The sequence below is a fragment of the Pseudomonas sp. HP_12 genome, from assembly GCF_055283955.1.
The window spans coordinates 116,862-129,719 of record NZ_JBTOQG010000034.1 but is presented as its reverse complement, the minus strand read 5'-3'; the positions used below and the strand labels follow the sequence as shown (position 1 = coordinate 129,719).

The 12,858-nt window shown below is 60.7% G+C and carries 13 protein-coding genes; 4 read left to right on the top strand and 9 right to left on the bottom strand.

Annotation, left to right across the window (positions count from 1 at the left end; genetic code table 11):
• Positions 1-3: 3 nt before the first annotated feature.
• The 3 genes from cyoA to hmpA form a co-directional block, all read right to left on the bottom strand.
• Positions 4-939 (bottom strand): ubiquinol oxidase subunit II, encoded by a 936-nt coding sequence (gene cyoA / locus ACYASU_RS19165; RefSeq protein WP_192170722.1) that lies wholly within the window; start codon positions 937-939, stop codon positions 4-6.
• Between the two features lie 469 nt (positions 940-1,408).
• Positions 1,409-1,918 (bottom strand): disulfide bond formation protein B, encoded by a 510-nt coding sequence (locus tag ACYASU_RS19160; protein ID WP_192170721.1) that lies wholly within the window; start codon positions 1,916-1,918, stop codon positions 1,409-1,411.
• A gap of 334 nt (positions 1,919-2,252) precedes the next feature.
• Positions 2,253-3,434 carry an NO-inducible flavohemoprotein gene (gene hmpA / locus ACYASU_RS19155; protein ID WP_463583719.1) on the bottom strand — a complete coding sequence of 394 codons (1,182 nt, stop codon included), beginning with the start codon at positions 3,432-3,434 and terminating at the stop codon, positions 2,253-2,255.
• Positions 3,435-3,722: 288 nt separating this feature from the next.
• Between hmpA and ACYASU_RS19150 the strand changes: the two genes are divergently transcribed.
• Genes ACYASU_RS19150 through ACYASU_RS19135 form a run of 4 tightly spaced genes read left to right on the top strand, consistent with a single transcriptional unit; the run spans position 3,723 to position 6,462 of the window.
• Positions 3,723-4,619, top strand: a complete 897-nt coding sequence (locus ACYASU_RS19150; protein ID WP_192170719.1) for a chemotaxis protein CheV — start codon at positions 3,723-3,725, stop codon at positions 4,617-4,619.
• Between the two features lie 41 nt (positions 4,620-4,660).
• Positions 4,661-5,122: a GNAT family N-acetyltransferase gene (locus ACYASU_RS19145; RefSeq protein ID WP_463583718.1), complete on the top strand. Its 462-nt coding sequence runs from the start codon at positions 4,661-4,663 to the stop codon at positions 5,120-5,122.
• Positions 5,123-5,171: 49 nt separating this feature from the next.
• Positions 5,172-5,498 (top strand): hypothetical protein, encoded by a 327-nt coding sequence (locus tag ACYASU_RS19140; RefSeq protein ID WP_163023052.1) that lies wholly within the window; start codon positions 5,172-5,174, stop codon positions 5,496-5,498.
• A 1-nt stretch (position 5,499) separates the two neighbouring features.
• The gene (locus ACYASU_RS19135) at positions 5,500-6,462 is read left to right on the top strand and encodes a GlxA family transcriptional regulator (RefSeq protein WP_346625604.1); all 963 of its coding nucleotides are present in this window, start codon (positions 5,500-5,502) and stop codon (positions 6,460-6,462) included.
• 52 nt (positions 6,463-6,514) lie between these two features.
• Here the strand turns inward: ACYASU_RS19135 and ACYASU_RS19130 are convergent, their stop codons facing one another.
• The 6 genes from ACYASU_RS19130 to ACYASU_RS19105 form a co-directional block, all read right to left on the bottom strand.
• Positions 6,515-6,757 (bottom strand): hypothetical protein, encoded by a 243-nt coding sequence (locus ACYASU_RS19130; RefSeq protein ID WP_192170716.1) that lies wholly within the window; start codon positions 6,755-6,757, stop codon positions 6,515-6,517.
• A 110-nt stretch (positions 6,758-6,867) separates the two neighbouring features.
• Positions 6,868-7,860 (bottom strand): fimbrial protein, encoded by a 993-nt coding sequence (locus tag ACYASU_RS19125; protein ID WP_192170715.1) that lies wholly within the window; start codon positions 7,858-7,860, stop codon positions 6,868-6,870.
• A 1-nt stretch (position 7,861) separates the two neighbouring features.
• A complete protein-coding gene (locus ACYASU_RS19120; RefSeq protein ID WP_463583717.1) occupies positions 7,862-8,650 on the bottom strand; it encodes a fimbrial biogenesis chaperone in 789 nt (262 codons plus the stop codon).
• A complete protein-coding gene (locus ACYASU_RS19115; RefSeq protein ID WP_463583716.1) occupies positions 8,647-11,067 on the bottom strand; it encodes a fimbria/pilus outer membrane usher protein in 2,421 nt (806 codons plus the stop codon). Before ACYASU_RS19115 ends, ACYASU_RS19120 begins: the two co-directional genes overlap by 4 nt.
• 286 nt (positions 11,068-11,353) lie before the next feature.
• The gene (locus tag ACYASU_RS19110) at positions 11,354-12,097 is read right to left on the bottom strand and encodes a fimbrial biogenesis chaperone (protein WP_463583715.1); all 744 of its coding nucleotides are present in this window, start codon (positions 12,095-12,097) and stop codon (positions 11,354-11,356) included.
• A 73-nt stretch (positions 12,098-12,170) separates the two neighbouring features.
• On the bottom strand, positions 12,171-12,755 hold the full coding sequence (locus tag ACYASU_RS19105) for a fimbrial protein (protein WP_282370418.1): 585 nt from the start codon (positions 12,753-12,755) through the stop codon (positions 12,171-12,173).
• Between the last annotated feature and the right edge of the window lie 103 nt (positions 12,756-12,858).

Below are 12,858 nucleotides of genomic sequence, written 5' to 3'. Positions count from 1 at the left end.
CGTTTACTCCTCTGCCTGCGCAGCTGAATGCTTACCCATGTCCATCCCTTCCGTACCTGCTACTTCTTTCTTCTCATGGACAATCTTGCCCGGCTTCATACCTTCATACTTGTCGATGATGATCTGGAACAGGTTCGGAGTGACCGAGGAGTAGAGTTCAACGGGGTTACGTTCGCTAGGCTTGGCCAGCGCGGCGTATTCGGCCGTTGCCAGTGTTTTAGGTGAATTCTTGACGTCGGCAACCCAAGCGTCGAAATCAGCCTGTGAGGTGGCAGTCGCCTTGAATTTCATGCCGGTGAAACCTGCGCCGCTGTAGTTGGCGGAGATACCATCGAACTCGCCGTTTTCATTGGCGATCAGGTGCAGCTTGGTCTGCATGCCGGCCATCGCGTAGATCTGGCCGCCCAGTGCAGGGATGAAGAACGAGTTCATGACCGAATCGGAAGTGATGCGGAAATTGATCGGCGTGTTGGCCGGGAACACGATCTTGTTGACGGTGGCGATGCCCTGTTCCGGATAGATGAACAGCCATTTCCAGTCCAGTGCGACCACTTCAATGGTCAGCGGCTTGACGTCTGACTCGAGCGGACGGTAAGGGTCCAGCGCGTGGGTCGACTTGTAGGTCACATAGCCGAGCACGATGATGATGGCCAATGGAACCAGCCAGACCACCAGCTCAATCCGGGTCGAATGCGCCCAGTCAGGCGTGTACGTCGCGCTCTTGTTGGTAGCGCGATACTTCCAGGCGAAGATGATGGTCATGAAAATGACCGGCACCACCACCAGCAGCATCAGCAAGGTAGCAGTGATGATCAGGTCACGCTCTTGAACGCCCACATGGCCTTTGGGATCCAGCAGGGTGTAATCGCACCCGCTGAGCAGGAGCATGCTGAAAAGGGCCAAGAAGCCAAAAAACCTGGGGTACCTTTTTTTACTCATCTCACGACCTCTAAAAGCAGCTTTCGCATCGCAGTTGGGTTTCGACCGCCAACACTTCACCCTGCCAGGTGCTGGCAAATGCTTGGATTGAAAAGGGGCCTGTCAGGAAGCATGGGGCCTCACAACAAATCCGGGTTGAGCTTTGGTTTCTTATTCGAATGGTGGCACCCGCTAATGCGGACCCTATCCCTTGGCGCAGACATTCAGAACGTGACTCGGGAGGCCATTCGAACCGCGTCTACTAGAGCGAAAAGACGCTCCATAACCTCGATTTACACCGTCCCGCAAATGAGGGGGGGCGTGAATTGGGGGCGATTGTAGATACGTAAAGTTTTATTGACTATAAGTTTCTGCGCAACAGTTAATTTCACGTTCGGTAAAAATGCGGTGTTATGCCGCACCCTGAAACTGAGCAAAGCCCCGGTTCTGTTGAAGGATTTCCGGGGCTTTGTTACGCAACACTTTGTAATCAGCGTGCTTTCATCCGGTTACGAATAATTCCCGCAGGAACGAGCACAACAGTCAGTACAAACGCCACTAACGCCCATTGCGCCAAAGACAAACCGAGAACTGGCGGATATGGCGTCTCGCAGAAACCGCCTACCTGGAAGCCTAGCGGAAATAGAGACGCCAGGGGCAGACCGTCGACAATCGGCTGCAGCACATCGATGCCGCAGCTCTCGGTCGGGTGGGTCTGGATGTACACGTGACGCCCTGCGGTAACCAGCCCGCCCACGGCGCTCAACACCACCAGCGCTTCACAGATGGTCAGGCTCAGACGGCCCGGCATTGCCGCGCCGATGAACGCGAACACCGCGATGAACAACAGCGCATACCGCTGCAGGATGCACAGCGGGCAAGGCGCTTCGCCCAGCACCACCTGCATGTACAAGGCGCCGCCGATCAACGCCAGGCAGATGATGCCCAGCAACACCAGAAACTGCTTTTCACGCCGCAGGTACAACATCTCTTCAGTCATTCACATGCCCTTTGAATTGGAGTCATCCGGATCGACGGATGTGGAGCGTTGCGGCCCGGACGCCCCGCAAGGGCGGCGATTCTATCACCGTCACGACACCCCGTTCACGCAGTGCCATTCGCGACCGGACGTGACCGCCTCCCGGTCCACCGCCGTAACCCGCGCAATGGTGAACACGGCGGCATTAGCCGAGCGTTAACATTCCAATTCAAACGCTAGTGTGAGCTCTCCTGTTTCCTGCCTATATATAGAAGCGTGCGGCTTTTTGTCGCAGTGATGGGTCGCCGCACAGAATCCTTCTATATATGTAGGATGCGTCTAATTGTCGCAGCGATTATTCCAACGCTGACGCAGGACCGAAGAATTCATACCGCGCCTGTGCATCGGGCACGCCGGCCGCTTTCAGTTGACGCTTGATCGCCGCCATAAAGCCTTTAGGCCCCAGGAAGTACGCATCGACGTCGCGATTCTCCGGCAGCCATTGCTCCAGGCGCGCCTGATCGAGCAGACCCGTCGCATGGGCCGCCGGGCTGACGCCGTCATCTTCGGCGTAGCAATAGAAACGCTTGAGCTGAGGATGCTTGCTCGCCAGGCTTTCGATCCAGTCGCGAAACGCATGGACCGAGCCGTTGCGCGCGCAGTGGATGAAGTAAATCGGCCGCTGAGTCGGCAATGCCGCTTCGAGCATGGTCAGGGTTGGCGTGATGCCGACGCCACCGCTGATGAGCACCAGCGGTTTGTCGCTGTCGGTCAGGGTGAATTCTCCGGAGGGCGGGTACAGATTGATGCTGTCGCCGACCTGCAGCTGATCGTGCAGATAATTGGAAGCGACTCCATCAGGCTCGCGTTTCACGCTGATGCGGTACTGATTGTTCCCGGCCAGGGCCGATAACGAGTAATTGCGGCGGATCTCTTCGCCGTTCACGTGCAGTTGCATGCCGATGTACTGGCCGGCGGTGAATTGCAGGATCGGCTGGTCATCTGCCGGTGCAAAGTGGAACGAGGTGATTTCCGCGCTCTCCGGCGTTTTGGCGACCACTTTGAATTCACGCTCACCACGCCAGCCACCTGCTGCCTGGGCTTTCTCGTCGTAGATGGCTTTTTCCGCGCCGATCAAAATGTCGGCCAGTTGCCCGTAGGCGTTGCCCCACGCAGTGATGACCTCGCCAGTGGCGACTTCCTTCCCCAGCACTTCGCGAATAGACTCAAGCAGGCACTCGCCAACGAGCGGGTAGTGCTCGGGAAGGATCTGCAGCGCCACGTGTTTGTTGATGATCTTGGCGACCAGATCGCCCAGTTGATCAAGCTGATCGATGTGCCTCGCGTACATAAACACCCCGTTCGCCAGGGCGCGAGGCTGTTCACCACTGGCCTGATGCGCCTTGTTGAACAGTGGACGCACTTGCGGGTATCGATCGAGGAGCATTTGGTAGAAATGGGTAATCAGCGCCTCTCCGCCGCTTTCCAGCAGTGGCACTGTTGACTTGACGATGGCACGATCCGATACGGACAACATAAATAACTCCCGAGAGCTGATGAGTAAGCGTTACCTCGGTAGTTCAGGAATCGTGCCAGCGACCCCAAGGCCTGAAATCAAAGGCCTGGCCACGGCACAGTCAATATGACCTCGTCGAATCGCGCGTCAAAATGACCAGGCTACGGTCAAATTGACTGCAATACTGACAGGCCAGCCGGCTGGGTAAAATCGAAAGGGCTAAAGCCTGACTTCATCAGGTCGATAAACCGTCATCGAAAGCTGTTGGCCGAACCCACGCGGCCAGGCAACGCATCACAGAAGGTTTATATGTCCAAGAACGTCCGCGCAGATTCACTCTCGCTTCTGCTGTTCACGTTACGCAGCGGAAAGCTGATGGCGATCAACCTGCTCAAGGTCAGTGAAATCATCCCCTGCCCTCCCCTTACGCGTTTGCCGGAATCCCACCCACACGTCAAAGGGGTCGCGACCTTGCGTGGCAACCCGCTGTCGGTGATTGACCTGAGTCGTGCCATTGGCGAGCGCCCGTTGGTGGACCCCGATGGCGGCTGCCTGATCGTCACCGATGTCAGCCGGTCGAAGCAGGGGCTGCACGTGCAGGCCGTCAGCAAGATCGTTCACTGCCTGACCACCGACATTCGTCCGCCGCCCTTTGGCTCCGGCAACAAGTCGTTCATCACCGGCGTGACGCAGGTGGACGGGACGCTGGTTCAGGTGCTGGACATCGAGAAGGTCATTCACGGCATCGCGCCCGCACGGATCGTCGCCGAACGCGCCGAGCTCAGCGCCGATGACGCCAAAGTGCTGGCGAAGGCGCGCATCCTGGTGGTCGATGACAGTCAGGTGGCGCTGCAACAATCGGTGATTACCCTGCGCAATCTGGGCATCGAATGCCACACCGCCCGCAGTGCGCGGGAAGCCATTGATCAGTTACTCGATTTGCAAGGCACCGCACAGCAGATCAACGTGGTGGTGTCCGACATCGAGATGTCGGAGATGGACGGCTACGCGCTCACCCGCACGCTTCGGGAGACGCCGGACTTCCAGGAACTGTACGTGCTGCTGCACACTTCGCTGGACAGCGCGATGAATGCCGAAAAAGCCGATGCTGCCGGCGCCAACGCTGTTCTGACCAAGTTCTCCTCGCCCGAGCTGACACGATGCTTGATCGAAGCCGCCCGCACGGTCGAAGCTCAGGGAATCTGAGACCGGCCGCAGGCGATGCCTCCACCGCGCATTACTGGTTGATGCGCCGCGACCTCGGCCCGGCACTCCATGATCCCGGCTGGCCCGCCGCCGTGCGTCTGGTTGAATTCACCGGGCAGAACGCCCCGGCCGTTCACCAGTTGCTGGTGCTGGGTCGCGAGCACGGCGGCGGCCGTGTTGCAGACTATGCCACTTGGCTCGATGCCTTCGAGACTGATCCCGAGTTCGATCCGGCGCTGTGTTTCGTTCTTGAGGACGCTGAAGGTGTGGTGGCCGTTGCGCAATGCTGGACCAGCGCGTTCATCCGCAATCTGGTGGTCAACCCCCGCGCGCACCGTCAAGGCCTGGGTCTAACGCTGCTCAATCAGGTGTTCAAAGCTTTCCGCCAGCGCGGCGAAGGCCACGTCGATCTCAAGGTGATGGAAAGTAATCTTGGCGCACGCCGGCTGTATGAGAGCGCCGGTATGCAATATATTCAGCGCCACGAACTGGAACCGCGCTGAATCTGCGCCGAGCCTCGTTCACCCGCTCACGCCATGGAGATGCGTACCCGTGAAGATGCACACCGCGCTGTTGCTCGTTCTCACCGCTGCCGCTGCCGGCCAGGCCAATGCCTCCAGCCCGGACGCCTGGACCGCCTTCAACAAAACCCTGGTCGACAGTTGTGTCAGCGCCAGTTCCCTGAAAAACGCCAAGCCGGCCGGCGCCGATGCGGCCTTCGATGACAGCGTCGGCTTCAACGCACTGTTGATCAAAGGTCAGTACAAACAGGCGTTCATGAAGAACAAGACCGGCACCGAGCTGTGCCTCTACGACCGCAAGAACAAGAAAGCCCTGATTACCGAGTGGGATAACGTCACCACATTGCCAAAGAAGTAGGATGAAGCGCGTCGCGATTGTGCTGTTTCCCAACGTGCAGGCCCTGGACGTGGCCGGCCCGCTCGACGTCTTCGCCGAAGCCAACCGTTTCCTGCCCGACGGTGATGGCTACGAGATCATCACCCTCGGCGCGGCGCCCTACCCGATCATTGCGTCCAACGGCATGCCACTGGGTGCGCAGTATTCCCTGGCGGACGCGCCGAAGCAGTTCGACATCCTTCTGATTCCCGGCGGTCCGTCATTGCCAGACGGCGCGGAAATGCCCGCCATCACCCACTGGCTGCTGGAAGCCGTGCCCCAGGCGCAACGCTACGGCTCGATCTGCACAGGGGCGTTCATCCTCGGCCACGCCGGTTTGCTGGATGGCAAGCAGGCCGCTACCCATTGGAGCCACGCTGAGCAGCTCGCCGATCAGTTCCCCCACGCGAGGGTCGAGCCCGATCGCATCTATGTTCGCGACGGTGCGCTGATGACATCAGCCGGGGTCACGGCGGGCATCGACATGGCGCTGGCGTTGGTGGCGGAGGATCACGGCCCGGCGATATCCCTGGCGGTGGCCAAACGTCTGCTGGTGGTGGCCCAGCGTCAGGGCGGGCAGTCGCAATTCAGCCCGTACCTCACGGCGTCGGCAGATGACGACTCGCCCGTGGCCAAGGTGCAGCGCTATGTGATGGAGCACATCGGCGAGCCGTTTTCAGTGGAGCGACTGGCCGACGTGGTGGCGATGAGTCCCCGCACGTTCGCCCGGGTATTTGCCCGCGACGCCAAGGTCACTCCGGCGGAGTTCGTGCAGCGTGCGCGCATCGACGCCGCTCGCCATTTGCTGGAAGGCAGCGAAATGGCGATCAAGGCGGTGGCGTATCACTGCGGATTTGGCAGCGCCGCGCGCATGCGGCTGATCTTCAGTCAGCGTCTGGGGGTGACGCCGACTCAGTATCGGGACAGCTTTCGCAAAGAAGTGTGAGCATGGCGGGCGGGTGATTCCCCCGGCAGCGTCCTCGCCTGCGACGGTGTAATCAGCGCTTGCCCATCGACCGACGGGTGCCTGATGGCGCAACGCCCGGACGCTTGTCGTGGTTTGATTTACCCGAGCCTTTGTAGTGCTGCTGATCCTTCTTCGCCTGCAACAGCTCGCCCGGCTTGAACGGGAAGCTGAACGCCGGAATCGCAGGTTTTGTATCCGCCGGGGCAGCGTCGGCGTCGACCGGAGCGTGCGATTCACGAGCATCAGGAGCGGGCGTGTGTTCGGGGGTGGTCATGAAAGCTCCGGAATGGCAGACAGTCGAGGAATACGGGCGGCGCCCGAGAGCCGCGCAGCATACCTGAATCGCCGCCGGATCGCTGCTGCCAACAGACCGACTGCGCGCGCCTATTTGTAGAACAGATCCACCATGACTTCCGCTGAAAACGGGCCCGCGGTCGGCGTACTGGTTTGCCACAGCAACTGGGCGTTGAAGTCAGCCGTCTCGGAGTAATCACCCTCCAGCAGATCGGTCAGGTGAAAGGGCTCGTGGAACGGCACGGTCGAGTCATCGCGGGCACGGGTAATCCGAATGCCGATGCTGTCATTGTCGACCGGCACCAGTACATCACCCTTGAGTATCCCGGACACCGGTGTGATGCGCGCATTGAGGCTGAACGGCGATTCGCAGGTGCGGCTGGTAGCCAGCGCGAAGCGCTGAAAAGTGGCCGGCTCCCCTACTCGCACGTTGCGGATGGCCACGTCACCGAAATCCACGGTCTCGGGCATGACCCGCAATTCAGCGTCACAGGCGACGAACCGCAGGCCCTCAAGGTTGTTGATGACGTAGTTGAGCGTGGCGTCAGGCCCGGGATTTTGCCCGCTGCCGCCATCGAGCTGGAACATGCGATAGTCGTGCAAACCACTCGCGACGCCAGAAGGCGGGGTCGGGCCGTACTTCTGGATGAACACCGAAAACGGCAGGTTGAACGTGACGCTCGGACAGGACGAACCTGCGTCCGTGCAGGCCGGCGCTTGCTGTTGCGTGGGAACCCGCCCGCTGGTCTGCACGAAATCAATGCCACTCAACGTGAGTCCGGCGCGAATCCCCTGTCCGATCTGCAGGTTGTCCGGGTTCAGATACAAGAACACTTCTTCAGGGCCACCCGGTTCGTCCCTAGCGCACTCGACCGCAAGGTTCAGCCGCTCCGAACGCCAGACCGCACTGCCATCAGGCAGGTTAGCGGGAATGGCGACGGTGCTGCTCAGGTCCGCACGAACCACCGACTCGCCTGCGCCCTGGGTCTTGCAGGTCAGCGCCATGGCGAGACCGGGCATCAATAGCGTCATCAGCAACGTGATCGGCAGCGTCAGCCACCCGCGGATGATGGATCTTTTCATGTCAGCATTTCCCTATGAGTGAGTGTGAATCCGACGTGCGCAGCGGCACTGCGAACGGCTGCCCACCCTGAAACGGCGCGCAGTAATCGCGCTGTCCGCCGTAATCGGTCATGGCCTTGAAGCTCAGGGTTTCAGCCACTGATCCCTTCAAACCAATGACAGGCAGCGTCAGTGAGGCGTCCGAAAAAGGTGGCAGCAACCGGTGGTCTGCGACTTCGATGCCATTGATGCGCAGGTCCTGCAGCGAAACGTGATACGGCGTCGGGTTGCGCACGGAAAGCGTGGCATCGGTTGATGGAGCGCGTTGCCAGATCAGCGTTTGCGCCGCATCGGCCGGGTCGCCGGCCAGCGCTGCTGGCCGATAGAAGACGTTAATGCGTTGGCGGATGGCAATGCTCAACTGCTGAACCGCCGGGCTGCGCCGAGGAATTTCCAGCACGTACAGGTGCAGAATCGACTCCCGGTCCTGGGGCAGGCCGATGCCTTCATAGAGCAGGCGCAAGGTCTGCTTGCCCTTGGCTGGCAGGCGCGCCAGGGGCGGGGTCAACGCAAACGGCAGATCGGCTGCGCGCGCATTGCCGGGTTGATCACGGTCCGGTGGATCATCTGCGCGCGGTGCATCGAGCCAGGCTTGAATCAGGGCCTCGGAATCACCGCGGTTGCTGACCTCGATCGTCGCCTCGTTGTAACGGCCGTCGAAGATCAACCGGGTGCCTGACAGTGAAACGGCGCCTTGGGCCATACCGCTGATGACGGCCAGAAAAAGCCCTGACAGACAGGCGCGCCTCATTGGCACTGCACCTTCAGGCGATCGTAGCTGCGACGGGCTTCTTTCGGCGGTAGCGCGAAGGATGCACGGCATTGTTGATCGGTCCATTTGACGATGAGCTCGCCGCTGTCCCGCTCGCTCAGCACCAGCGCTCGCCCGCTGGGGTCGACAGTCGCCAGCGGCTTGCCCTGCTCGTCTTCCACCGCTGCGCCCATGGGCAAACGGCTGCCATCGGCTCGCACCAGTTCGAATTGCACACGCCGACCGATTGCCGTACGAAAGCTGACCAAGGGCGCCGCGCCGCGTCGGGGCACGACTTGATCCACGGCATTCTCCAGTTCGACATCGGCCCCCAACTGGCGGGTGTCGAGGTTGACCCAATTGGTTCGATACGGCTGTGCGTAAGGCAGGATGGCGTAACCGTTATTGGCGGTTTCGACGTTGCTGAAATTGCTCAGCCGCGCGCCGCTGACCCCTTTTACCTGCACCAGCGCAAAGGTCTCGCCCAAGGGCTGACCGAAATTCACCCCGCCCGCGTGGGCGACCACCGAACCCGACGCGCCCATGCTCAGCGCCTGATAATCCCTGCCCTGCCCGTAGCCCGCATCGAAACGCCCGTAGGCAGTGGTGGTGCTGAGTTTGCCGAAGCCTGATGAGCCCGACGCACTGTCGTGGCCGGCCTGCAGCGAGTAGAAGCTGTTGCGGTCGTCGAACAGTTGACCGTTCAAGCCGGACTGCAGGCTGGACGCGCCGGAGCTGTCACGAACGGCATTGGCAAACAGCCGCGACGAGCCGGAATCGCTTCCCAGCGGCAGGCTCAATGTCAGCGCAATGCGGTTGTCGGACTGGCTTTCTCCGCTGCGCGCGAAGGTCTGGTTACGCTCGACCGACACGTTGTAACTAAGGCTGCGCCACGCCGAGTTCCACGACAGATACAGCTGGCGCGTCTTACTGCCACGGTCCCAGTAGCGCTGCTCCGACCCGGTAAAGCTAAGCGACGCAGACTGCTCCGGCAGCGCCTGGGTCAGGCTGATTTCGATACGATCTTTGGCGCGCCCGCTGGCTGATCCGTCACGTGCTTGCAACGCATCCACGTGATCGTCGAACGTCAGGTATTGATCCGTTGAATAGCGATAACCGGCCACGGCGAGGGTGGTGTTGGTCAGGTCCAGCGTATTGGCGTAGCGCAGGCGCAGGCTTTGCCCACTGTAGCGTTGCTCGCGCTGGCGGCTGAGGGACTGGGTCAGATCCAGCGACACCGCGCCGAGCCCGGTGTTGACCCCCGCGCCGATGTTGCCGGCCTGGTAATCCTCGGCGATTTGCACGCCGCCCGCTGCCGTCACCCGTTCGGTCAGGCCATACACCAGCGTGCCGCTGGCGAACGAGGGTGAAAGGCCATCTTCCGTGTTGCTGTCGTATTGGCCGGCGGCGAGGCTGTAGCGCAACGCGCCTTTCGGCACCATGATCGGCAGTGACGCGTAGGCCTGGACGAAGACGCGCTTGCTGCCATCGGCTTCGACCACCGTCACTTCCAGATCGCCGTTCGACCCGCTGGGATAGATGTCGGTGATTTCGAACGGGCCCGGCGAGACGTTGCCGCTGTACAGCATGAAACCGTTCTGCCGCACTTCCACCAATGCATTGGTGTCGGCAATACCACGAATGACCGGCGCGAAAATCCGCTCGCTGTCAGGCAGCATGCCCTCATCGAACATCACCATGGCGCCGAGGAACCGAACGCTGTCGAACACCTGCGAATCGGTAAAAGTCTCGCCCAGGGTCAGCTGGCTCTTCAGCGAGGTGATGTCACGCTGGATGAACGTCCGGTTGCTGCGAAAGCGGTAGGGCTGGTCATTGCCGTAGGTCAGCGAAGACTCGTTGCGCAGTCGCCAGGCACCGAGGTTCACGCCGTTGCGAACACTCAGGTAATACTGATCCTGATCTTCAGCCTGGCCGCTGCGGGAGCGACGCGCGCCGCTGAAGTTGTAATTCACGAAACCGACCGTCTCGCCCTCGTCCCATAATTCCGGCGGCACGTAACCGCGAGCGCTGCGCGACATCATCGCCTGAGGGATGCTGATGTTCAGGCGCAGGCTCGCCGGCTGATAATCGACGCGGGCAAATTCGACCCGCGCCGGGAGATCGAAACAGGCTGTTGGCGAAGCGTCACCGGCCTGCACGGCGTCGGTGTTCATGCCGAACTGGCGGAGCATGTCCAGGGTGAGACAAGCTTCAACGGTGCCTTTCGCGGCGTTGGAGACGAAGTTGATGTCACGCCGCCCGCTCAGCACACGGTTGACGTAGACATCCACCCGATAGCTTCCGGGGACCACGCTGTTACCTTGCAAAAACGTCGCGAGATCGGCGGGCTGATCGGTGCCCTGAATGAACGAGGTATTGAATTTCACATGGGTCGCGGCGCTGTTTTGATCAGTCATTGCAGTCGCAGGCGAGGCCAGTGCCAGCCCTGCCGATGCAAGGATAATCCTCGCCACCGGGCTGATCCGAGACGGCTCATGCGCCGGATGCCTGCGGTCGAGGTGTGAAGAGCATGCTGCCATCCGTGCATATCCCTTTTGGTGATCTCGGGGTTCCATTGGCGGGTTTCACTCGTGTTCTCGATTCCGAGGGCGCTGGCAAACCACGTTTGGCAGGCGCAAGGCGCTGGGATCGCATGACGGCGACCGAAGAAAAACATGGGCGAAAGCCTTCCCGACTGAGTGGCTACTCGGCCCGGGTGATGACGTTGGCGACCTTGATGGCCTGAGTCGTCTGGCCACCGGAGACCTTCGCGCTGTACGGCTCCTGCGCGCCGAAATCGTTGATGCTGATGAACCGCAGCTCCACTGCGTGACCGCTGGCCAGTTTGGTAAGCGGCAATTGGACGGTCTGCTTTGGCGCCAGCATCCTGCTGTCCGCCTTGAACAGCGTCTTGCCCTGCTGCCGGGCGTCGATCTGGATCATCGACACGTGATAGGGCGTCGGATTACTGACTTCCAGCTGGCCGTCATGTACGCGCCACTGCAGGCTTTTTGCCGCATCGAGGGGATCGCCATTCAACCCGGCGGGCCGGTAGAAGAGCTTGATGCGCTGGCGGATCGCGATCTGCAGCTGGTTGTCCTTCGCCGATTGCGGGATCTCCTGGACGTTGAGCCAGAACACCGACTCGCGGTCGTTGGGCAAACCTTCGCCGGCGTAGATCACCCGAATCATTTGTCGGGCGCTGCCTGCCATCCGCGCCAGTGGCGGGGTGACGACGAAGGGCAGATTCTCGGTGTCGCTCTGCGCTTCAAGCCATGACTGGGCGAGGATGTCAGCCGTGCCGCTGTTGTTCACAACGAAACTGACCTCCTTGTCCGCGGCCTGGTAAATGACACGCGTGGTGTTGAGCACGATGCCCGCCTGCGCCGGGGCAGCCAGAAGCAACCCCAGCCAGAGGGCGGAGCCGCGAAGGAATTCAGGAAACATGGTGAGACCGTCTTGGGCTGTGAGGTGGGCAAGCCAGGAAGGCGAGCGAGCCATTGCCCGCTCGCCTGCTACATCACTCGTAATCCATCACGAACGGCAGGAAGCCGTCGGCATTACCCGGGTTGGTTGTCGCGCCGTTGAGGACATAAACGGCGCCGAAGTTGATCTCGGCGGTAGCGCCATCGGCGCCGTCCTTGACCAGCGGCGTGTCGATGGTTTCGTTGCCGCTCAGGTCCATCAACTGGTTGGACGCATTGAGCAGGCCGATGCCCACGCCGTCCGCCGCGCCGGTAGCCCGCAGCAGTTTCTGGTCGAGGTTATCCAGACCGCTGCCCTGACGGGCGACGAAGCGCATGTTCACGGTGTTGTATTGAGCGGCGCCGCCTGTGCAATTGACCAGCAGCTGGATGGGCGATGCAGTTTCAAGTTTGTTGTCGGCGAAGAGACCGATGTCGGAAAACGAGACGTTGCCCAGGTCGACATTGATCTCGCCGGGGTTGTTGCCAGGGGTGGCGCCAGTCCCGGCGCCGATGTCACACGTGATGTTGGTCAGGGTGCCGGTGAAAACAAGTTTGCCGTTGTTCGCAGCATTCGCGGTCCCGGAAATGCCAAGCCCCATTGCGGCCACGATAGCCAGGGTAAGAGAAAGCTTTTTCATATAACGACGTTCCTTGTGTCGATTCGTGTGTGCCCAAAAGGACGAGAGGAACTATAAGCAGCGCTTCCAGGATCGGCTGTCAGGCGTTCTACATCCTGTGGAT